This window comes from Pseudoflavonifractor sp. HCP28S3_F10, from assembly GCF_052065415.1.
GTDB lineage: Bacteria > Bacillota > Clostridia > Oscillospirales > Oscillospiraceae > Pseudoflavonifractor_A.
This window is the reverse complement of sequence record NZ_JBQHUB010000001.1, coordinates 215,688-235,055: the sequence shown is the minus strand read 5'-3', so window position 1 is coordinate 235,055 and position 19,368 is coordinate 215,688. Positions and strand designations below refer to the sequence as shown.

Here is a 19,368-nt window from a genome sequence, read left to right as displayed (position 1 = left end):
TAAATAAATCAGTATAACTCAGCTGGGACCGGCGCGGGCCGGTCCCAGCTGATGTTATGGAGTCAAATTAATGCCGGATAGGGGTTCCGATCAGGCGGCGGCGTCAGCACTCACTCCGCCCAGGACCTCCTGGAAGAAGGCGATACCGGCGCCCACAGCCTCGCCCAGGGCGCTGAAGTCGCCGCTGAACACGTTGAAGGTATGGTCGCAGTCCTCGATAAAGTAGGTCATGGAAGCGTCATTGGTGGAAGCAGCCACGATCTGATCCGCGTTATCGGGGGTCACGGTCGTGTCGGAAAGACCGTTAATGGCCAGGATGGGCCCCTTGATCTTGGCCACCTCGGCGGCCTTATCGGTGTTCAGGCACTCCTCGAACCAGCGGGGACCGATGTGCAGTGGCTCGCGCCAATCAAAGGTCAGCTCCACGTAGCCGTCCTTCTTGGCGGTCTCATAGGCAGCGTTGTAGTCCTCGAAGAAATCCGCTCCGTTGAGCCGCATGGCCCCGGCCCAGGTGACCACAGCCTTGAAGGTATCGGGGTAGGCCGCGGCGGCCAGCAGGGCGTTGGTGCCGCCCTGGCTCCAGCCCATGACGCCCAGGGCGTCGCCGTCCACCACGTCCAGCTTGGCCAGATAGTCGGCAGCGGCCTTGGCGTCAATGTTGGCGGAGGTAAAGCAGTAATCGGTGTAGCTGGCGGTGGAGTCACCGTTGCCCATGAAGTCGATGCGCAGGGTGGCGATGCCGTAAGCTGCCATGACGGGCGCGGCGATGGCGTAGCCGCCGCCGGCCTCATCCCGGTTGGAGCCGGTGCCGTGCAGCATGACCACGCCGGGGACCTGGGCGTCCTTGGACGCGGAGGTGGGCAGGGTCAGGGTGCCGGGCACGGTGTGGGCGGGGATGCCGTCCTGAGCGGGGACCTCAATGGAAACCACGGTTTCCACATAGGTGGGCTCCAGGGCGTCGTAGTTCTTCAGGATCTGGGCCAGCTCGGTGCGGACAGCGGTGCCGGTGGGGTTGAGCTTGTCCTTGTTGCCCTTGATGATGCCCAGGGCCACGGCGCTCTCCACGCCGTCCTTGGCCCAGGCGGCCACCTGGTCGGCGTCGCTGTAGGCAGACAGATCGCCCTCCCCGGTGGACAGGATGCAGTTCATGGCCGCATAGTCGGAGAAGACCTTGGCCAGCTCCTGGCGGGTCATGGCCTTGTCGCCGGAGAACTCGCCCTTGCCGGTGCCGGTGGTGAGGCCCTCGTCCTCGGCCCAGGCGGCAGCATCGGCATACCACTTGCCGGCCACGTCGGTGAAGGTGGCGGGCTCAGCCACGGCGGGCTTGCCGGCCATGTTGTACAGGGTCTGGTACACGGTGCCGCGGGTCACGGTGCCGTTGGGGGCGAAGTTGCCCTTGCCGGTGCCGGCCATATAGCCCTCGGTGAGCACGTAGCGCGCCGCGCCGGCATACCAGGCGCCGGACTCCAGGTCGGTGTAGTCGGACAGGATGTCCTTGACGATGGTGATGCGGCCGGCGGCCTCGCCGTACTTCTCAGCGGTGATGACGCCGCCCAGGACCTCGCGGGTGTAGTTGACCAGGGCGTCCTCCAGGGACACGGTGGTGTTGTAGCCGTTGGCGGCCTGGGTCAGCACATAGTAGGCGTCGCCGCCGGCGGCGGTAAAGTCGTTGGTGGCCAGGGTGTAGGTCTTGTCCAGGTCCAGGGGCTCGCCGCCCACCTTCACGTCCTTCACGCGGGCGCCGGGCTCGGCGGGAGCGTAGAAGGTAGTGTCGCCGTACTTCTCACCGTTGACATAGGGGACGGTGGTGTCGATGGTGAAGCTCAGGCCGGACACCTGGGGGAAGCCGCCGTTGGCGGTGGGGGTGGTGTTGGTGTTGGCCTCCAGCATCTCCAGGATCTGCGCGCCGGTCAGGTCCAGGGTGTAGACGGCGTTGCCGAAGGGGAACACGGTCTTCATGGTCTTCATGGTCACGTCGCCGGCAGCAATGGAGTCGCGGATGCCGCCGCCGTTGGTGAAGGCGGCGTCCACCTTGTCATCGCCGCCCAGGTACTCACGAGCCTGCCACAGGATGGCGTCGGCGGCGAAGTCACCCAGGTTGGTCTCCTGAGTACGGACGCCGGGGGCGCGGTTGCCGTCCAGCAGGACCTCGCTCTTGGCAAAGACCGCGGAGAGCTCACTGTCCACAGCGGCGCTGCGCTCGTCGATCAGCTTGGCTACATCGGGGTCGCTGCCGGTGTACTCGCCGGCGCTGACATAGCCGTACTCAGGCTCCTCGCCGCAGATATACACGCCCACGTTGGCCAGCTTGGTGCCGGTAGAAACGATGAGGGCGCCGTTGACTACATTGCTCCCGCCGGCGGCGGCGGCAATGGTCTCATTGTCGGAATGGCTGTGGCCGTCAACAAACAGGTCGATGCCGTTGACGTGGGAAGCCACGTCGATGGAACGGTTGGGCTCGCTGCCCTCGTCCACGCCCAGGTGGCCCAGGCAGACGATGAAGTCGCACCCGGCGGCCTTCAGCTCGTCCACCTGCTTCTGGGCGCACGCATAGAGCTTCTCGCCCTGCAGGAACTCCAGGCCCTCCACATACTTGGGGTTGGCCTTGGAAGCGGTCTCGGGGGTGGCCAGGCCGAACACGCCGATCTTCTTGCCGCCCTCCAGTTCAAAGACCTTATTGGCCTCGAAGATGGGCTTGCCGGTGCTCTTGTTCACCAGGTTGGCGCACAGGATGGGGAACTCAGCCTTGCCGGCCAGCTCCTCCAGGTTGTCCCGGCCGTAGTCGAACTCATGGTTGCCGGGGCACATGGCGTCATAGCCCGCGGCGTTCATGAACTCGATGGCAGAAGCGCCCTTGTCCAGGTTGACCAGAGGGTCGCCCTGGATGGCGTCGCCGGCGGAGAGGAGCAGGACCGTGGCGCCGGCCGCCTCGAAGTCCTTCTTCAGCTGGGCCACGCCGGCGGTACCGATGCTCTTCTCACCGGCTGCGTCGCCGCCGTGGGTGTCGTTGGTATGCAGGATGACTACCTTGCCCGCCATGCTGTCGCCAGCCTCGGGCACCTCCACTGCCATGGCGGGAGTGACCAGGCCGATGGCCATGGTCAGCGCCAGGAACAGGGAAAGGAGCTTGCTTGTGCGTTTCATTCAAACATTCCACCTTTCGTCTCGTCGTATCCGGGGTAGCTTCCCCAAACTTGGACACTCTAATAGTAACAAAACGGTTACGGGAATACAAGCCCCGCCCGTGCAATTTTCCAATATTTTTACGTTATGTCACCTGTCTCCTGCCCAGAAGCAGACAAAGGGGATCCGTATCCAGGCAGGCCGCTTCTTTTCAGAGCGCTGAATGTGTTTTTCCGGTGTGGAAGCGGGCTCATTGCTGTCCGCCGGTCTCATAAGGCACTGTTTCTCCATTATCACCTCCGGAGGCTTCCGGCACGGCCCAACCCTGGACGGAACCCAAAACCTTTTCAAAATAACAGCGCCCCCGGTACAGGCTTACGCCTGCGCCGGGGGCGCTGTCTTACCTTTATAATATATATAATATATATAATATATATAATATATCAGATCACTTGGCGGCCCAGTTGCCGGTGGCGCTGGCCTTCAGGTAGGCGTTGATGAAACCGTCCAGGTCGCCGTCCATCACGGCGTTGATGTTGCTGGTCTCATAGCCGGTGCGGTTGTCCTTCACCAGCTGGTAGGGCATGAACACATAGGAGCGAATCTGGCTGCCCCACTCGATCTTGAGCTGGACGCCCTTGATGTCGGAGATCTTCTCCAGATGGGCCTCCATCTTGAGCTGTACCAGGCGGGAGCGGAGCATGCGCATACAGTTGTCCCGGTTCTGGAACTGGCTGCGCTCGGTCTGGCAGGAAACCACCACGCCGGTGGGCTTATGGATCAGGCGCACGGCGGAGGAGGTCTTGTTGACGTGCTGGCCGCCCGCGCCGGAGGAACGGTAGACCTGCATCTCAATGTCCTCGGGGCGGATATCCACCTCCACATCATCGGGCAGTTCGGGCATGACCTCCACCGCGGAGAAAGAGGTCTGGCGGCGGGCCTGGGCATCGAAGGGGGAGACGCGGACCAGACGGTGGACACCGTGCTCGCTCTTCAGGTGACCGTAGGCGTTCTCACCCGAGATGGTGATGGTGGCACTCTTGATGCCGCCCTCCTCGCAGTCCTGGTAGTCCATGGTCTTGCAGGCATACCCGTGGCGCTCGGCCCAGCGGGTGTACATGCGGTAGAGCATCTGGGCCCAGTCCTGGGCCTCGGTGCCGCCGGCGCCGGCGTGGATGGTGAGGATGGCGTTGGAATTATCATACTCTCCGGTGAGCAGAGAAGACAGGCGTGCCTCCTCGATCTCCCGCTCCAGCCGGGCAAAGCCCTCCTCCAGTTCGGGCAGGAGGGAAATATCCTCTTCCTCGTTGCCCATCTCGCACAGCGTCATCAGGTCAGACCACTCGCCCCGGCGGCGCTCCTGCCCCTCCAGCTTTCCCTTGAGCTGGGAGATGCGCTGCTGGACCTTCTGCGCCTTTTCGAGATTGTTCCAGAATCCGTCTGAGGCGCTCTCCGACTCCAGCATCTCCACTTCCCGGGCAGCGGCAGCCAGCCCCAGGGCCTGATCCAGGTCGTCCAGATCCGGCGTGATGTTGTTCAGTTTTACTTTATACTCGTCAAATTGAAGCATATTATACACTCTCACTTTGATTGATTAGCTTTTTTATTATATACAAAGGCGGCACGAATGTAAAGTAAAACCGTACCAAAACCAACGTTTTGACCCTACCGCTCGCTGGCCAGCCACCCTGGCTCCGTGCGGAAAATCAGGTCGTCTACATCTTCTCTCGGCGTGGTGCTGGGAGCAGTCTGTTTCTCCTCCTGTTCAGGCATCGATCTTCCCTCCCTCCGGATCCAAACTGTGTTGGCGCTGCAAACCAGTATATGCCGTCCGTCCCGGTTCATGCGTGTCCAGTTTCAATCCTCTTTGGTCCTCTCCGAAACCGAAAATTAATGCTTGACATTCTCTGTGCTATGTGATATTCTGATTAGGCACTCAGGAAGAGTGCGAGACTGGAAGATGCCGGAGTGGCGGAATTGGCAGACGCCCGGGACTTAAAATCCTGTGGGACTCAACTCCCGTGCCGGTTCGACCCCGGTCTCCGGCACCATATCGCGGGATAGAGCAGTTTGGTAGCTCGTCGGGCTCATAACCCGGAGGTCGTAGGTTCAAATCCTACTCCCGCAACCACATTGTGCGACCAAAAAAGATATCGCACCGAAAAAGCCCGAAACCATGCGGTTTCCGGGCTTTTTTCGTGCCCAGTTTTGACTGCACAAAAAAAAGATATCTTCCCGCCCTTCACTCGTGTGGTGAGGACTTGAACTAAATCTAACCGGTTTTGAGCCTCTTTTTTGGCCCGAAACGATGATAAATATTGACCTACTCAAAAAATAAATTGTTAAATTTTTGTGAACAAAGTGGTTTATACCAAAATGTAGTACAAACCACTGATTTTCTTTTTGGAGCATAGTGGCCGTCACCCATCACTGGGTGGCGGCCTTTTTTTATTTGCAAAATATATATTCAATCGACTGGAGGTCTTTAGGATGGATCAGCAAATGAAGCCATTGAGCCCATATTTTTCGGAGCTTTCGCTTCGCCTTAGCAAAGAAGGCTACACGGTCCACATAGGCGAAACCGACTATCTGTCAGCGGACTGGCAAGGTCTCCCTCTCTGCCGGATCACCGCGGACGGAGGCGTTCGCTACTGGCAGGAGGATGTAGCGACGCCGGAACGGCAACGGGCCTGTGAGCGAGCCACCGATCTGGCTTGCACCGTGCGGGAGTACATGACGCTGCTGGAACAGGCTCCGCCCCTGCAAGCCCAAAGCCTGACCGGTGACTACCGCCTGCTGGCTGACTTCAATGGAGCCGTGCTGGCCGCCCATCCCACCCGGCTTGGCGTCCAATTCGTCACATGGGACTGGAGCTTCGACCGCACAGGTCTCAACCAAGGCAATTACTTTCAGGAAAACTATGCAGGTGCCAAGCAGGACTTCGCCATCCGCGCCGGCCTCATTTCCAAACAGCAAATCTTCAATCAGGAGCAGCTTATCGAAATCTACCGGTGCTGCTCTGACACCTTGGACGCTGGTTTTGACTTAACTGCCAAGCAGGAAAAGTGCATCCGGGGCGTTCAGGAGCAGATTGCCATCGCAGCTCCCGATGCCCTGGAGCGTATAAGAGAGCAGGAGCAGCACCCCATGGAATCCTACAACCAAGAACCGATCATGTAATATTCAGGCGCCGGAGTTTTAGAAATAAGACTCCGGCGCTTTTTTATTGCCTCAAACCAGACAGGAGGATTGAAGATTGGATCAAAAGAACGAACAAAAAGCGCCGCTGCGCATCAAAAATCTGGCTGAGTTGAAACGCTGTATCCGCCCCGGGACAGAGTTGGTGGCAACCAGCCATAGCAAGCACCCTGCCCTGGTCGGGCTTGTGCGGGTGGTGACTGAGGTTCAGACCAACGCTTACTATTCCGTGGTCAAGGATCAGCCGACTCATCAGTATTCGACCTGTAATTACGGGAAGGGATTCCGCTCTGATTTCGAAAAGGCATCCAACTATTTATTTGGGGGCACGACCATCAAAGTCCTTGACCGCAGAAGCGGTGATGGCAGCGTGCTTTACGAAATGGAGCTTTATCCGGGCGAATGCCTTATTCCCGGCCAGAAAAGCGATATGGAGGAGAATGAGGAAATCAGAGAAGACGGTTGCGAAATCAAGCAGGAAGGGATGAGTATGACCTTATGACACGCTACTTCATGCGGGATACACCGCTGTGCCAGATGGAACAGCAGATGATGACCCCGCCCTATTTCAAGCTCAGGGGCCATGGCCGATACTCTCCCGGTTTCCAATATAGCAGAGATGACATGGAGTGCACATACTGCATGAACTTCAGACGCAATCATCCCTGCCCTTTGGAGCAGTGCGTCTGTCTGGATGAACGGATCGTGGCCGGTGCGATTGATCTCAACGAGTTTGTCAGGGATTGCTTCTTCCCTGAAGCGGGAGTGCAGCTTCAGGCCCGCTTAGAGAGGAGTTTCAATGGCTGCTCCATTGGATTTTTCCTGAGCGACAGTCATCGGGAGCGTTGGCAGCACTGGCATGCGCGCTGCTATCGAATGTCAGGCCGTGATCTGGCCGCGCTGTTTCTCCTCACGGCGTATGAGGATATCTGGCGCAGGATGATCTGGAAATTTGACGCCTGCGGATTTGACTTCCAGTCCGTCCAGCTTTCCGGCATCCAGACGGAACTGTACAGTGTTTACCAGGCGGCCAAAGCCATCTCCACCGGCAGCCGCAATATCACTCTCGCCGATCTCGCATCCCCCGAATTGGTCACAGATGAGGCGTTCCACCTGATTGTCTGCGCTCTGCTTCTGGCCAAGTACGGAGATGCGATTTTGAATTTTGAAAGAAAGCAAGGTGATGCAATGTGATGATGGAAGCAGTTCTGAGCAACGCCGACCACCCGGAATACGGTGTTGCGACGATCCCTCTTCCCATTCCCAGAAATCAATACGACCACTGCGTTGCGCTGTTGGAGGCACTGGAGATCGGCGATGCCTCTGAAGCCGACTGCCGCTTGGACTCGCTCGACAGTGCCTGGCCTGTGCTGAATCGGTTGGTATGCACCAAAGTCAACCTTGATGAGTTGGACTATCTGGCAAAGCGGTTGGACAGCTTTACTGTGGGCGAGTTTTCGCAATTTCAGGCGATGGCTGAAAAGCTGAATCTCGCCAGCATGAAGGATCTCATCAACCTGACCTTTTGTTGTCAGCAGGCAACGGTGATTACGGACTTCACAAATTTACGGGAGATTGGCCGTGACCACTACATGAACATCCACGGCGGCTGCGCAAGCATGGAAGAATTGGAGCAGTTGGACGGAGAGGAAACCGCCATTCTGCTGATTGAGGACAATGAGGGAACCGTCACCCGCTATGGCGTGGTCTATGACAACGGTATGCAGCTTTCACAGCTCTATGATGGAAAGCACCTGCCCTGCTATCACTATGAGGCCGATATGACTGCTGTCGGAATAACCTCCCGACAGGAACCGGAGAATAGCAAGAATGTCACCTGGGTCTACCTCCCCGCATCCAAAGGACAAATTGAGCGTGCCATGCAGCGTTCCGGCATTACCGATCCAAAGGATATGTGTCTCTGGATAGCCGACAGCTCATTTCCGGAGGAAGTGGATGTAGCACTGGACTTCCGGTGCGATAACATCCACGAACTCAATGAGCTGGCGCTGGCTGTGGAGAAGTTTTCGATTCATGACCGCAAGAAGCTGGGGGCAGCAGTAAGCATGGCCAAGCCGGAAAACGCCAGCCAGATCCGCCGTCTGGCGGAAAACATGGATCTGTTTGAATTCGCCCCCGGTGCGCACACCCCCGCGGAGTACGGGAAATACATGATCCAGAAATCCGGCCATTTTGAGTATGACCCCAATCTGGACGAGTTTTATGACTACGAGCGGTATGGCCTGCAGCACATGGACTATCAGTCGGGCGTGTTTACCGACCGCGGCTATATCGCCTATGTCGGCACAGTAGATCTGGAGGAACTGATGACGGAAGGCCCGGTGGATCAGTGCCAGCGGGAACAGGAGGTTCAGATGGGAGGAATGGCATGATCCAACTCTTCATGAAGCGAAGTGGGAGTTCTGTCATTGTCCCGCTCCGGTTTCCCGCATCTCAGAGCGCCATCACTGAAGCCTCCTGCCAGCTCGATGAGGCCAGCAGAGAAGGAAAAACAGAGATCGTCGAGATCAAAAGCGTGATTGCCAATCTGCCGTCGTACCTCGGCGGACTCGACCCTGATTCCAGAACGCAGCTTGCACAGCTGAATCAGCTTTCGAGCATCATTGCCAAAATGGACTCCCGCGAACGAAATATCTATGCCGGCGCCTTGGATGGCAACAGCATCAATGATCTGAACGATATGATTCGTGTGGCGGAACAGGTGTCGGACTACATCCTCATTCCCAATGTCAATTCAGATGTGACACTTGGCCGCTATGTCGCTGTTGCCGGTCAGATTCAGGGTGACCCCAGATTCCCCGAAGCAGCCTGGCCCTATCTGGACTTCGCAAAAATCGGCGCAGAATACTATGCCGAGCATGGCGGCGCCTATACCTATGCAGGCTATGTGCTCCGCAAGCAGGATGATGAGCTTGTCAGAGAGAAAAAATCAAAGATCCAGCTTGACCTCTCCTCTTCCCAAGCGCAAGTGAGTATCTGCCTTCCTGCAACGAAGGAAGAATTGGAGCGAGTAAAAAGAACACTGGGAATCGATTGTTTTGCAGAGGCAGCAGTAACCAAGGTGTCGTTTTCCGTTCCCTATATGGACGAGCACATTCCCACTACAGGGGTCTGCGTGGAAGATGCAAACGAATTGGCTTGGGCCATTGAGGGGATGCAGTGTGAAGACGGTGAACTGCTGAAATATCTGTCGGTTCTTTCTGTGGAGCAGCCGGGGACTATGCAGGATGCTCTTCGATATGCCATGAATCTGGACGACTATGAGCGTATCACGGAGGACACCTATGAATATGGCCAAACCGTCCTTCGGCGCATCGGTGCTGATGACGAGCTGATCGATACCATCGACGGGTATATGGATTTTGAGAAGCTGGGTGAGGACACTATGGCGGAGGAAGGAGTCCGGCGAACCGAGTTCGGCCTGATCCGCCGATGCAGCAGCCCCTTCGCTGAGGAAACCCAAGCGATGGAGATGGGAGGCCTTTCCTGATGCCCCGCGAAACCGATCTGCTCCGCGTAAAGCTGGTGGCGCACACCCTCCTCGATGTACAGATCCAGAAAACGGCCCTCTCCCCGGTGATCGTCAGCCACCCCTTCACATCCTCTGGAATTTCCGCACTTCGGAATGAGGATGGGAGCCTCTCCATGGTCGACCTGATCAACAATTCGGATGACTGCACAAGGTGGCGCAGAAAGGTTGGCGAGCAGATCGACAGCGCCGAAAATGTCCATCAGATCTTCGTACTGCTCAACCCGCCCTATTATCTGACTTTTATCAAGTTTGCCGCCTCCGCTCTCTCGGAGAAGGATCTGGGGAAGCTCTTATCCACCGCCTGGCCCCAGGAGGAATGCCCCAATCAGGACTGCAATGTGAGCAAACGAGAACTGGTGGCCTTGTTCCGATCTGTCTCTCCGGAGTCCCTGATGGATGAGGAGGAGCGCACCGCACACCAGGCGCTGGAGGATACGGTGACGGTCTATCGGGGCGTTACCCCCTACAACGCCAAAAATATCAGGGCGCTGTCCTGGACACTGGATCGGAAAACGGCGGACTGGTTTGCCCACCGCTTCGGTGAGGAGGGAACGGTGTATGAGGCGCAGATTCGGAAGGAACACATCCTGGCCCTGTTCACCGGCAGGAACGAAAGCGAGGTCATCGTAGCCCCGCGGCACCTGGAACAGATCATGGAGTCCCCGGAGCCGGGGTTTGATATGCAGATGACCTGAGCAACACGATCCAATGATTGGGAGGAATGTAAATGAAGAAGAAAATCATGATCACAGTAGCATCTCTGGCAGCACTGGGAGCTGCTGTCGCCGGCTATCTCCACTTCTCCGGCAGGACGCCTTTTGGTCATAGCTATTTCCGCTGAGCTGTGGTATTGTTCCGCATGAGGAGGTGAAGCAAATGGCCATTTCTTTATCGGAACAGTTGGAGAGTGACATCAAAGCATATCTTCACAAGACTTTTGGGACATATTTCTCCAGCCTTGATGAAAGATTTGCCGCAGATATCAAGGAAGATGTCATCAGCGCATCGGATTTCCATCATGGATATTACAACGATGATGACATCTCCATCGCATTCCAGCGAGTAACTCTGGGTAGGATGGGACATCCTGACTGGCAAATTTACCATCCCTGTACGGATACGGAGGCTAATACCATGAAGCAGAATGTAAAAGTAAATACACCGATTCGCATCAGGCCCGCTTCTCCCGAGGAAGCGGGCCTCTTCTATTCGGAACTCGATGAGACCGCCGACGAGAGGCTGGGCACGGTCGGCCATGTCCGGATGGACTTTGGATCTTCCGGAAAAGGATTCTACCACACCTGGTGGCCCCACAACGATGACCAGTTCAACACCGAGGAATTCAAGGGTGAGCTTCAGGAAGTCGTGGATGTGCTTCGGGCTGATGGGCCGCTCAAGGATCTGGCCTCGATGAGAAGCTACTGCTACCGGAATGGAGGTGAGATCACCGAAGACGGCCGGTGCTATGGCTATGTCGTGGACACCGAGCATTACCGCTATTGCCTCCGCTGCACCCCTTCCCCTGGCGACTACCAGGGGTATCTCTACTGCTACGACCTGCGCCAGCAGCAGATGGCCCAGCAGGCAAAGCCTGTGGGCCGGGTCACCTTCGCCGATGGCAGCCGGATGGACTACACCGACGCACAGGAATATCTCCGGTGCATCCAGAAGGAACTGCCTCAGCATTCGGTCACGGGCTTCCGCTATGAGACGCTGACGGATGACCCGGTTGTTCGCAAGCAGGTGGACGATATCCTTTTCGACCTGTATGGCGAAGAAAATCCGCAATCCCTGACGGACTATGAAAATAGCTCTGGCCAGGGTATGAAGATGGGAGGAATGTAAATGTCTGTACCCAAAGAATGGTTGAGCTTTCTCCGAGAGCAGTTTCCCGCAGGCTCAAGGATCAAGCTCAGAGAGATGAAAGACCCCTATGCCCCGCTGGAGCCGGGCAGTACGGGGACTCTGGACCACATCGACGACGCCGGGCAGTTCCACATGAAGTGGGACAATGGCAGAACCCTGGCGCTGACCATCGGAGAGGACAGCTTCTCTGTCCTGCCGCCCGAGCCCACCACGCTGAAGTTGTATATGCCTCTGACGGCGGACCTCTACACCCGCAACGAGTATGGGGAGATGGAGGATGACAGTACTCTGCTGGACGGAAGGATGCTGCGGTGCTATGAGGGTGAGATCCTCAGAGCTCTGATCAACAACCGAATGCCGGAAGAATCCGAGAGCGGCATCATGCACTGGTATGGCGAGGATGACAGCGTCAACCAGAAGGTCAAATCCGCCGTGTTCACCGTTGAAGATCGGAACGGCCAGCTCTGGGGTGTTGCCGAGTGCCGCGTGGTTGGCACCCTCACCCCGGAGGAACTGACCACCCTGAAAGAGTATATCTCCGGACAGGCGTCGGATGGCTGGGGCGAGGGCTTCGAACAGCGGGAGATCTGCGCCGGCGACGATGAGCTGTATGTCCATCTGTGGAGCGTGGAGGATGATTGGGACATCCAGACCGAGGCAGAACGCTTCGCGCCCAGAGTGGCGGAGGGGCTGCCGGAGATGTGCTTCTCCACTCTCAAGTCCACCGGTGACCTCATCTGTATCCGCCGGGGCGAGTCCGGCTACTACCCCTCCGATTGGGACACCGGCGACAAGGAGCAAAATGTGGAGCTGGCGGATAAGATGAATGAAAAACTGGGAGTCAGCCCCATCCAGCGCCAGGCTATGGAAGTGGGCAGTATGTGTGGCTGGGATGTCCCCGGTGCCGATCCCGCCAAATATGAGGAGGACTACAGGCCCCAAATGGGAGGGATGACTCTTGAATGAAGTGTTCCGTGTGGAGCTGTTTGGCGGAAAAACAGATCGGTGGTGCGATCTGGAGCTTCCGGCTACCTACTATGGCCTTTTGGACGCACTGGACAAGCTTCAAATGACGCTGGGCGACAAGCCGAGATGGGAATTCCTTGAACACCATGGTTTTCAGTTCCTCCATGTCCATCTGACCCATGAATGCGATCTGTATCAGCTCAATGCGCTGGCGACCTGCCTGAGACAGATGAACGGCAGAGAAAGAACTGCCTTCGAAGGGCTGTTCAACATGGAGGTGGCAAAAAAATACGGTCCCATCAGCGTTGCCACCATGATCGACCTGGCCTACAGCGCAGACTGCTGTCATGTGGTCAACGCCACGACGGACGAGCAGCTCGGCAGGTTCTATGCGGAGAACGACTTCATCCCTGCTCTGGAAAAAGTCCCGGATTCCATCTTCGAGTATCTTGACTTTGAGATGCTCGGAAGAAAAGCCAGGTTTGAGGAGGGCGGCGTTTTCGTAAGCGGCGGTTATGTCACGCAGCACACCGAGCTGAAGCAGGTATATGACAGCCTGGCCTTGATTCCCGAAGCGCCGGAATACGGTATCCGCCTGATGGTCGGCAGGTATCCCTTCCACTCCAATGAGCAGCCGGATAACATGATGTACCTGGATCTGCCCGCCACACAGGAACGGCTGGATGCCGTGCTGGAGGCTTGCGGAGGCGCCTCCTGGTCGGAAATGGTCTTCCGGGTGGAGGACAGCGCGATGCCTGCGCTTCTGGAAAACACGGACTTCGACGATATCCATGGACTGAACGAGTTGGCCAAATGCTTCAAGGAGCTGAGCGCACAAGGAGAACTTTCCAAATTCAAGGCAGTTATCCTTGCGGCGGATTGTCACGATATCGCTGCCGCTGTTCAGATTGAGGAAAATCTGGATGACTACCTGCTCGAGCCTGATCAGCGAAACCCCGAGGAGGTGGCCATAGAGGAGCTTCGCTTCATTGTGGACGAGCATTCCCGGTCCATTCTGCAGAAGCACGTCGCCCTCTACAACTACGGTCAGGATGTCATGGCAGCACACAACGCTCTGCTGACCCCCTATGGGCTGGTCCAGCGCAGAGATGGCGAGCCGATCCACAGCGAAGAAACGCAGGCAGAGAATGCCGGAATGGAGATGATGTGATGGCGAGTCGGCAAACCAAGCAACTTCTGGATCTCCTGGACGGCTTTGAAATGACCAAATCCCAACACGACTGGCTGGAACGGCGATTCGAGAACATGACGGTAAAAGAAAGCCTTCTGTTCCGTGGAGCAATGCAGATCGAGCAGCCGAGGATGACCTGCGATGTGATGCTGATTGCAAGTCAATTGGATCACTATGATCTGTTCTATGGGGCCGGGGATGATGTTCAGCTGGGCAAATTCATCATGGAACAGATCCAGCGTCCCTCTGATCAAGCGCGGGAGTTTCTTGACCCGGAAAAAGTGGGCGCGGCTTACCGCCAAAAGGGCGGAAACACTTTCTGCGACGGGCACTTTATCAAGGTCACCTCTTTAATCAATCCGTTTCTGGACAGTGACCCTTCGATGAATCCCGACAAAGGCGATTTTGCGATCCGAGTCAAGCTGGCCAGCCGAACCAACATGGACGGCGTGTGGGTGGGCTTCCCGGACACCGGCGAGTACATGGACGCCGCCCATCCGGACGAACTGCTTCTGGCGCTGGATGAGCTGGAAGCGGAGTCCCTGACCGAGTGCATCGCCATGGAGGTGGACTGCTGCCTGCCCCAACTGGAAAACATCCCCTCCCAGTATGAATCCGCCGCCCAGCTCATCCGCCATGCCATCGACTTTGGTTACATCTGGAGCGAGCAGGGACAAGGAGAACCCAGATGGTTGGATAAATTTATGGCGGTTATGGAGCTGGAGGATTGCCACCGCCTGGATTACGCCCTGGATTTAGCCCAAAATCTCCGCTGCTATCACTTCATGCCCCGTGATATGGATCTTGCCGATTACGGAAAAGAGTTGGCAATGCGGGATGGCATCTATCCCAAGGACGAACTGCTCGCCGCCTGTTTTGACGCTGAAGGATATGCCTGTTATAAAATGAAGCGCATGGGGTTGTCCGCTGCTGAACATGGGTTTGTATCCTGGAATGGCACGGAACTCAACTTTGAGTATAGCCAGCCGGATACCGGTCAGACCATGCAGATGTAGAATACCTTCCCCCGCTGGATGGAGGTGAACAGAGCAGCACACCAAATTTCATAACGCCACAGGGGCCGTTACCCGAAAGGGACTGACGGCCCCTGCTTTTTTTGCGCTCTTTCCGGGTAACTGTCCCGGAAAGGAGTCTTCATGATGACGGACAACCCTATCGCCAAGCACCTGAAGGAGTATCACCGCGGAGAGCTGAGAGTCGTCCCCAGCCGTGAGCTGGAGGCCGCTTTTCAGATTCGCGGGCCTGACCTTCGCCGCACAATCAACTGCCTGCGCGGGGATGGCATCCCCATTTGCAGCTCTGATTCCGGCTATTATTACGCCGACACCGAGGAGGAACTGCGGAGGACGATCCGGCAGCTCCGAAGCAGGATCAAGAAGATCTCCCATGCGGAGCGCGGCCTCACCAAAGCGTTGGAGCAATTTACCGACAGCGGCCAGATATCCCTCCCCCTGGAGGGAGGTGATACCGCTTGAAAAGCTTCATCCCCTGGGTGGGAGGCAAAAGCAAGCTGCTCTGGCTGATCCATAAGCTGTCCCCCTCGCGCTATTCCCGGTTTATCGATGTGTTCGGCGGCAGCGGGACAGTGACATTGAGCCGCCCGATCCAGCAGGGATGCATGGAGGTTTATAACGATTTCAACGGCGACCTGACCAATCTGTTCTGCTGTGTCAAAAACAGAACTATGGCGCTCCTTCTGGAGCTTGGCTTTCTGCCGCTGAACACCCGTGATGACTTCAATGTGCTGTATAAGTTCTTCTCCCGCGAGGAATTCACCGATGACTATCTGGACGAGGAGATGGAGCTGACTCAGCGATATCTGGAACCGCCGGATGCCAAAACCATCCGAAGGATGATGCTGGAACGGGCGCCTCGCGGAGATGTGCGGCGAGCCGCCGACTATTTCAAGCTCATCCGGTACAGCTTCAGCGGCGGCGCAAAATCCTTCGCCGGAAAATCCTGCGACATCCGCCGCTTTTTCCATCTGGTCTGGGAGTGCTCCCGCAGACTGGCGGAGGTGGTCATCGAGAACAAGGACTGCGTCGACCTCATCCGCCAATATGACCGGGAAGACGCATTCTTCTACTGTGACCCGCCTTACTACGATGCGGAGGACTGCTATGCGGTGGGCTTTCCCAAGGAAGACCACCAGCGCCTCCACGATGCGCTTCTGGAGTGCCAGGGGTTTGTGATGGTTTCCTACAACTACTGCCCCTTCATCGTAGATCTGTACAAGGAATTTTACATCTTCTACACCACACGCCCTAACAGTATGTCCCAGAAGGCCGGAAGCGAATACGAGGAGATCGTCATCACCAACTATGATCCCCGCCTCTATAACTCCGCAAGGCATTGGCAGCTCAGCATTTTCAATCTGTCAGCCGCGGAGGAAGACGACGGGCGCTACACGCTGATCCACGAACCGAAAACAAAATCTGATAAAACGGAGGAATGAAGATGACCTTTATCAAGTACACCAACGACGGCAAGGCTGTCATTCAGCCTGCGGCCCTCACCCTGAGTGGTCTGGAGCAGGAGGAAACGCTGGAGATGCATACCCTGGAAAACGCCATTGTCCTGCTTAAGCAGGAGATGGAGCCGGTGGAGAAAGCCGCCGCTATGATGGCGCTGATTCGGCTGACCAACAGCCTGTGGGCGGATATGATGGCCGTATGGGAGGATCAGGAGGGCGATGCGGACCCGTGCGACGGTTGTTTTGGCTGCGGCGAGGATATGCTGCCCATTCCTGCAGAGGCCTTTGCGGATGCCGGCATCCTGCACGACAACCTCTGTGTGGTCAGCGTGGACGGCGCTGTTCTGGTGGTGTCCGATGACCGCAAGACCAAGTGGGCGGCCGAGCTGGACAAGAGTCTGGAACAGCTCGGCATCGACAGAGCCGGTTTCGAGAAGCTGGTCAAGGCAGTCATGGAGCCGGATGAGGACGAGGGCGATGACTAAGGATCACGCTTATCTCTATCTCGGCTCTGTTTCCGAGGCCAGGCGGCAGAACGAACTGGCCCTCTGGCGTGCGAGCCATCTGGAGAACATCGCCTGTAAGCAGGCCATCGAGGAGGCCATCCGCAGGGGCTTTGACGGGATGCACCTGAGCCACGACTGCGCCAGGGGCGTCATCGAGGACTTTGGCTTCAAGCGTGTGGGATGGGTGCTGGCCGCCACCATTCAGTTGAAGCCGGAGGATGGACGCTTCAGCCGCCGGAACAAGGAATGGGCCGCCGCAACCTTCATCCCCCACATCGACCGGAACCATGAGTTTATGGTAGAAAGTCACGCCGGTGTTTTGGACATCTTCGTAAATGAGTTTCGGGAAGCCCAGGATGCGCTTGGGCTGTTTACGCGCTCCCACTGTGACGATATGACCGGGCAGGAGCTGGAAGGCAAGGTGTTGGACATGAGTCCCATGACTTTGAGGGAGTCCTATTGGGCTCCCGAAAACCAGCTCTGGCTGGCGACCGGCGGGTTTGGCTGCGCCCCCAACGCCGCGGGCAGGGCGGTATACGCCACCTGCCTCGGCGACGGGGAGCAGACCCGGTGGAACCGCAGCGACTTCATCGGCATTCTCCGGGAGGAGCATCTGCCCGACTGGGCCAGAGAGAGCCTGAAGCAGATCCGGCAGGAAGATCCCGCCGAATCTCCCGATATGACCACCCCAACCATGTGAGTGAAAGGAGCTTGATTACCATGGCAACAACCAAGAAGAAACAGCAGGAAGCCACCACGCCCCAGGTAGAGGCGCGGATCGACCGTCTGATGGACGGAGATTTCAAGACCAAAGCCTTTGCCAGCGCCACCATCGGCGGCGCCTTTGCCGTCCACGGCATCCGGGTCATCGAGTCGGACAAGGGCCGTTTCATCTCCATGCCCCAGGACTCCTACAAGAAAAACGGTGAGACCAAGTACAACGACACCTTCCACGCCATCACCGCCGAGGCCCGGAACGCTCTGGTGGACGCCGTCAACGACGCCTACGAGCAGAAGCTCCAGGAGCAGCAGGAGCAGAAAGGCGACGCTCCCGACCAGGCCATGAGCCAGCAGATGTGAGCCGCTCGCCCTGAAGGGAGGTGATGTGATTTTGGTCCGCTTCACAATAGACAATCGAAACCGCCTGATCTTCTATGGCAACATGGTGGGCTATGTGAAGGATGACGCCGCTGTTGTGGACGAGATGTTCCAGACGGATGAGCTGTCCCACTACCTGGCCCGGCTGAATCTGACGCCTCAGTGGAAGGAAGGCGTATTTGACCGCCTTGCAGCCGGAGAGGCGCCCGGCGAGGAGCTGGGGCAGCCGCAAAAAGGCTGCCGCATCTGGCAGCTCCGGAAAGGCGTGGATGTCACCATGCGCTTTATCGGATATGAAGATCTGATCCAGCGGTTCGGAGAACCGGACGCAGACAATTATACGCAGGTCTTTGACGGCAATCTTGGCACCAATGATCTGGAACAGATTTACGCCATCTGCCGGGACAGCCCGCCTCCCGGATATCAGGGCTACCGGATGGCTCTGTCCGATGTGGTGGAGCTGTACGATGATTCCGGCAGCGAGTTCTTCTACTGCGACCGCGTTGGATTCCGTCCCATCCAGTTCGACCAGCGTCAGGAGCAGAACGAATGCCACGAAATGACTATGTAGTCTGGGAGGATAGCCGCCCGGATTTTCCTTTGCCCAGCCGAGGCCGGGGGCCTCCCCAAACGCATCCCATGATCTCTTTCCAGCCAACACACTACCAAAAATCATTTTTACTTACAGGAGGAATGTACCTTATGAAGAAGCTGTTCAAGAATATCGCCAAGTCCGCCAAGTCCGCCGCCATCTACTGCCAGACCTCCATCGCCGCCTTCCACCGCCGCGCCGTCTGCGGCAACGCCGGCGAGGGCTATATCGATACCGCCGTCAAGGTGCTGATCGCCGTCGTTCTGGGCGCCCTGGTGCTGGCCGGCCTGTACGCTGTGCTGAACGACACGGTCATGCCCACCGTGACTCAGCGCATCCAGGAGATGTTCGACTACGCCGGCTGATGCACTGGGCGCAGGCGCTGGTCTTCTGCGGCTGCCTGATAGGTGCTTCCATCTATGATGTCCGGCACCGCCTGGTGGATGACCGGGTCTGTGTGGCGCTCGTGCTGGCGGGGCTGATCACCATCAGCCCCGCCTCCTTTTTTGGGGCGCTTGCGGGAGGGCTGCCCTTCTATCTGGGGGCGGGTTTTGGGAAAAACGGGGCCGGGGATACGGTGCTTGCGGCGTCAGCAGGGTTTGTGCTGGGCCTTTCCCGCACTCTCGCGGGGCTTACGCTGTTCACCTTTTGCTACGCCCTGTTTGTGCTGGGAAAAAGTCTTGTCCTGAAGCTCTCCCACCGCCCCACCCGGTTCACCTGCCCACTGGTCCCGTTCATTGCCGCAGGATTCATTCCCGCATATTTCTTATAAGGAGGCTT

General features: G+C 57.4%; 20 protein-coding genes and 2 tRNA genes. 20 read left to right on the top strand and 2 right to left on the bottom strand.

Translation table 11 applies throughout. The annotated features are described in order from the left end of the window. Positions 1 to 90: 90 nt before the first annotated feature. Together ACTNBZ_RS01180 and prfB are read right to left on the bottom strand one after the other, a co-directional pair. Positions 91 to 3,144: an alpha/beta fold hydrolase gene (locus ACTNBZ_RS01180; RefSeq protein ID WP_441207803.1), complete on the bottom strand. Its 3,054-nt coding sequence runs from the start codon at positions 3,142 to 3,144 to the stop codon at positions 91 to 93. Positions 3,145 to 3,571: 427 nt separating this feature from the next. After that, positions 3,572 to 4,693, bottom strand: coding sequence for a peptide chain release factor 2 (gene prfB, locus ACTNBZ_RS01175; RefSeq protein WP_441207802.1), 1,122 nt, complete (start codon positions 4,691 to 4,693; stop codon positions 3,572 to 3,574). A 392-nt stretch (positions 4,694 to 5,085) separates the two neighbouring features. On the opposite strand from prfB, the gene ACTNBZ_RS01170 reads away from it, so the two are divergent. The 20 genes from ACTNBZ_RS01170 (at position 5,086) to ACTNBZ_RS01075 (ending at position 19,360) form a co-directional block, all read left to right on the top strand. Further along, a tRNA-Leu gene (locus ACTNBZ_RS01170) sits at positions 5,086 to 5,174 on the top strand. A 3-nt stretch (positions 5,175 to 5,177) separates the two neighbouring features. Next, a tRNA-Met gene (locus ACTNBZ_RS01165) sits at positions 5,178 to 5,254 on the top strand. 359 nt (positions 5,255 to 5,613) lie between these two features. Then, on the top strand, positions 5,614 to 6,303 hold the full coding sequence (locus ACTNBZ_RS01160; protein ID WP_441207801.1) for a hypothetical protein: 690 nt from the start codon (positions 5,614 to 5,616) through the stop codon (positions 6,301 to 6,303). Positions 6,304 to 6,379: 76 nt separating this feature from the next. Continuing rightward, positions 6,380 to 6,823, top strand: coding sequence for a hypothetical protein (locus ACTNBZ_RS01155; protein ID WP_441207800.1), 444 nt, complete (start codon positions 6,380 to 6,382; stop codon positions 6,821 to 6,823). After that, a complete protein-coding gene (locus ACTNBZ_RS01150; protein WP_441207799.1) occupies positions 6,820 to 7,515 on the top strand; it encodes a hypothetical protein in 696 nt (231 codons plus the stop codon). Before ACTNBZ_RS01155 ends, ACTNBZ_RS01150 begins: the two co-directional genes overlap by 4 nt. After that, the gene (locus ACTNBZ_RS01145) at positions 7,515 to 8,714 is read left to right on the top strand and encodes an antirestriction protein ArdA (protein WP_441207798.1); all 1,200 of its coding nucleotides are present in this window, start codon (positions 7,515 to 7,517) and stop codon (positions 8,712 to 8,714) included. The genes ACTNBZ_RS01150 and ACTNBZ_RS01145 overlap by 1 nt, the downstream gene beginning before the upstream one ends. Further along, the gene (locus ACTNBZ_RS01140) at positions 8,711 to 9,832 is read left to right on the top strand and encodes a DUF6329 domain-containing protein (protein ID WP_441207797.1); all 1,122 of its coding nucleotides are present in this window, start codon (positions 8,711 to 8,713) and stop codon (positions 9,830 to 9,832) included. Before ACTNBZ_RS01145 ends, ACTNBZ_RS01140 begins: the two co-directional genes overlap by 4 nt. Next, positions 9,832 to 10,569, top strand: coding sequence for a hypothetical protein (locus tag ACTNBZ_RS01135; RefSeq protein WP_441207796.1), 738 nt, complete (start codon positions 9,832 to 9,834; stop codon positions 10,567 to 10,569). The genes ACTNBZ_RS01140 and ACTNBZ_RS01135 overlap by 1 nt, the downstream gene beginning before the upstream one ends. A gap of 439 nt (positions 10,570 to 11,008) precedes the next feature. Then, positions 11,009 to 11,719, top strand: a complete 711-nt coding sequence (locus ACTNBZ_RS01130; RefSeq protein ID WP_441207795.1) for a hypothetical protein — start codon at positions 11,009 to 11,011, stop codon at positions 11,717 to 11,719. After that, positions 11,720 to 12,706: a DUF4314 domain-containing protein gene (locus ACTNBZ_RS01125; RefSeq protein ID WP_441207794.1), complete on the top strand. Its 987-nt coding sequence runs from the start codon at positions 11,720 to 11,722 to the stop codon at positions 12,704 to 12,706. Between the two features lies 1 nt (position 12,707). Beyond that, positions 12,708 to 13,877 carry an antirestriction protein ArdA gene (locus ACTNBZ_RS01120; protein ID WP_441207888.1) on the top strand — a complete coding sequence of 390 codons (1,170 nt, stop codon included), beginning with the start codon at positions 12,708 to 12,710 and terminating at the stop codon, positions 13,875 to 13,877. Next, complete coding sequence (locus ACTNBZ_RS01115; protein ID WP_441207793.1) at positions 13,877 to 14,914, top strand: hypothetical protein; 1,038 nt, start codon at positions 13,877 to 13,879, stop codon at positions 14,912 to 14,914. Before ACTNBZ_RS01120 ends, ACTNBZ_RS01115 begins: the two co-directional genes overlap by 1 nt. A 144-nt stretch (positions 14,915 to 15,058) precedes the next feature. Continuing rightward, the gene (locus ACTNBZ_RS01110) at positions 15,059 to 15,394 is read left to right on the top strand and encodes a hypothetical protein (protein WP_441207792.1); all 336 of its coding nucleotides are present in this window, start codon (positions 15,059 to 15,061) and stop codon (positions 15,392 to 15,394) included. Further along, entirely contained in the window at positions 15,391 to 16,374 is a 984-nt protein-coding gene (locus ACTNBZ_RS01105; protein ID WP_441207791.1) for a DNA adenine methylase, read from the top strand. The genes ACTNBZ_RS01110 and ACTNBZ_RS01105 overlap by 4 nt, the downstream gene beginning before the upstream one ends. Positions 16,375 to 16,376: 2 nt before the next feature. Further along, a complete protein-coding gene (locus ACTNBZ_RS01100) occupies positions 16,377 to 16,877 on the top strand; it encodes a hypothetical protein (RefSeq protein ID WP_441207790.1) in 501 nt (166 codons plus the stop codon). Beyond that, entirely contained in the window at positions 16,870 to 17,598 is a 729-nt protein-coding gene (locus ACTNBZ_RS01095; RefSeq protein WP_441207789.1) for a DUF3849 domain-containing protein, read from the top strand. The genes ACTNBZ_RS01100 and ACTNBZ_RS01095 overlap by 8 nt, the downstream gene beginning before the upstream one ends. A 20-nt stretch (positions 17,599 to 17,618) precedes the next feature. Next, on the top strand, positions 17,619 to 17,978 hold the full coding sequence (locus ACTNBZ_RS01090; RefSeq protein ID WP_331904745.1) for a SpoVG family protein: 360 nt from the start codon (positions 17,619 to 17,621) through the stop codon (positions 17,976 to 17,978). Between the two features lie 31 nt (positions 17,979 to 18,009). Further along, positions 18,010 to 18,567, top strand: coding sequence for a YodL domain-containing protein (locus ACTNBZ_RS01085; protein WP_441207788.1), 558 nt, complete (start codon positions 18,010 to 18,012; stop codon positions 18,565 to 18,567). Positions 18,568 to 18,698: 131 nt separating this feature from the next. Then, complete coding sequence (locus tag ACTNBZ_RS01080; protein WP_441207787.1) at positions 18,699 to 18,953, top strand: DUF6133 family protein; 255 nt, start codon at positions 18,699 to 18,701, stop codon at positions 18,951 to 18,953. Then, positions 18,953 to 19,360: a prepilin peptidase gene (locus ACTNBZ_RS01075; protein WP_441207786.1), complete on the top strand. Its 408-nt coding sequence runs from the start codon at positions 18,953 to 18,955 to the stop codon at positions 19,358 to 19,360. Before ACTNBZ_RS01080 ends, ACTNBZ_RS01075 begins: the two co-directional genes overlap by 1 nt. Positions 19,361 to 19,368 lie beyond the last annotated feature (8 nt).

What these genes read in the sequence shown, in the direction of transcription:
- ACTNBZ_RS01115 (WP_441207793.1), top strand. Translation starts at nt 13,877, where the DNA reads ATGGCGAGTCGGCAAACCAAGCAACTTCTGGATCTCCTGGACGGCTTT.
- ACTNBZ_RS01180 (WP_441207803.1), bottom strand. Translation starts at nt 3,144, where the DNA reads ATGAAACGCACAAGCAAGCTCCTTTCCCTGTTCCTGGCGCTGACCATG.
- ACTNBZ_RS01095 (WP_441207789.1), top strand. Translation starts at nt 16,870, where the DNA reads ATGACTAAGGATCACGCTTATCTCTATCTCGGCTCTGTTTCCGAGGCC.
- ACTNBZ_RS01110 (WP_441207792.1), top strand. Translation starts at nt 15,059, where the DNA reads ATGACGGACAACCCTATCGCCAAGCACCTGAAGGAGTATCACCGCGGA.
- ACTNBZ_RS01145 (WP_441207798.1), top strand. Translation starts at nt 7,515, where the DNA reads ATGATGGAAGCAGTTCTGAGCAACGCCGACCACCCGGAATACGGTGTT.
- ACTNBZ_RS01160 (WP_441207801.1), top strand. Translation starts at nt 5,614, where the DNA reads ATGGATCAGCAAATGAAGCCATTGAGCCCATATTTTTCGGAGCTTTCG.
- ACTNBZ_RS01100 (WP_441207790.1), top strand. Translation starts at nt 16,377, where the DNA reads ATGACCTTTATCAAGTACACCAACGACGGCAAGGCTGTCATTCAGCCT.
- ACTNBZ_RS01130 (WP_441207795.1), top strand. Translation starts at nt 11,009, where the DNA reads ATGAAGCAGAATGTAAAAGTAAATACACCGATTCGCATCAGGCCCGCT.
- ACTNBZ_RS01075 (WP_441207786.1), top strand. Translation starts at nt 18,953, where the DNA reads ATGCACTGGGCGCAGGCGCTGGTCTTCTGCGGCTGCCTGATAGGTGCT.
- ACTNBZ_RS01125 (WP_441207794.1), top strand. Translation starts at nt 11,720, where the DNA reads ATGTCTGTACCCAAAGAATGGTTGAGCTTTCTCCGAGAGCAGTTTCCC.
- ACTNBZ_RS01080 (WP_441207787.1), top strand. Translation starts at nt 18,699, where the DNA reads ATGAAGAAGCTGTTCAAGAATATCGCCAAGTCCGCCAAGTCCGCCGCC.
- ACTNBZ_RS01090 (WP_331904745.1), top strand. Translation starts at nt 17,619, where the DNA reads ATGGCAACAACCAAGAAGAAACAGCAGGAAGCCACCACGCCCCAGGTA.
- ACTNBZ_RS01150 (WP_441207799.1), top strand. Translation starts at nt 6,820, where the DNA reads ATGACACGCTACTTCATGCGGGATACACCGCTGTGCCAGATGGAACAG.
- ACTNBZ_RS01135 (WP_441207796.1), top strand. Translation starts at nt 9,832, where the DNA reads ATGCCCCGCGAAACCGATCTGCTCCGCGTAAAGCTGGTGGCGCACACC.
- prfB (WP_441207802.1), bottom strand. Translation starts at nt 4,693, where the DNA reads ATGCTTCAATTTGACGAGTATAAAGTAAAACTGAACAACATCACGCCG.
- ACTNBZ_RS01140 (WP_441207797.1), top strand. Translation starts at nt 8,711, where the DNA reads ATGATCCAACTCTTCATGAAGCGAAGTGGGAGTTCTGTCATTGTCCCG.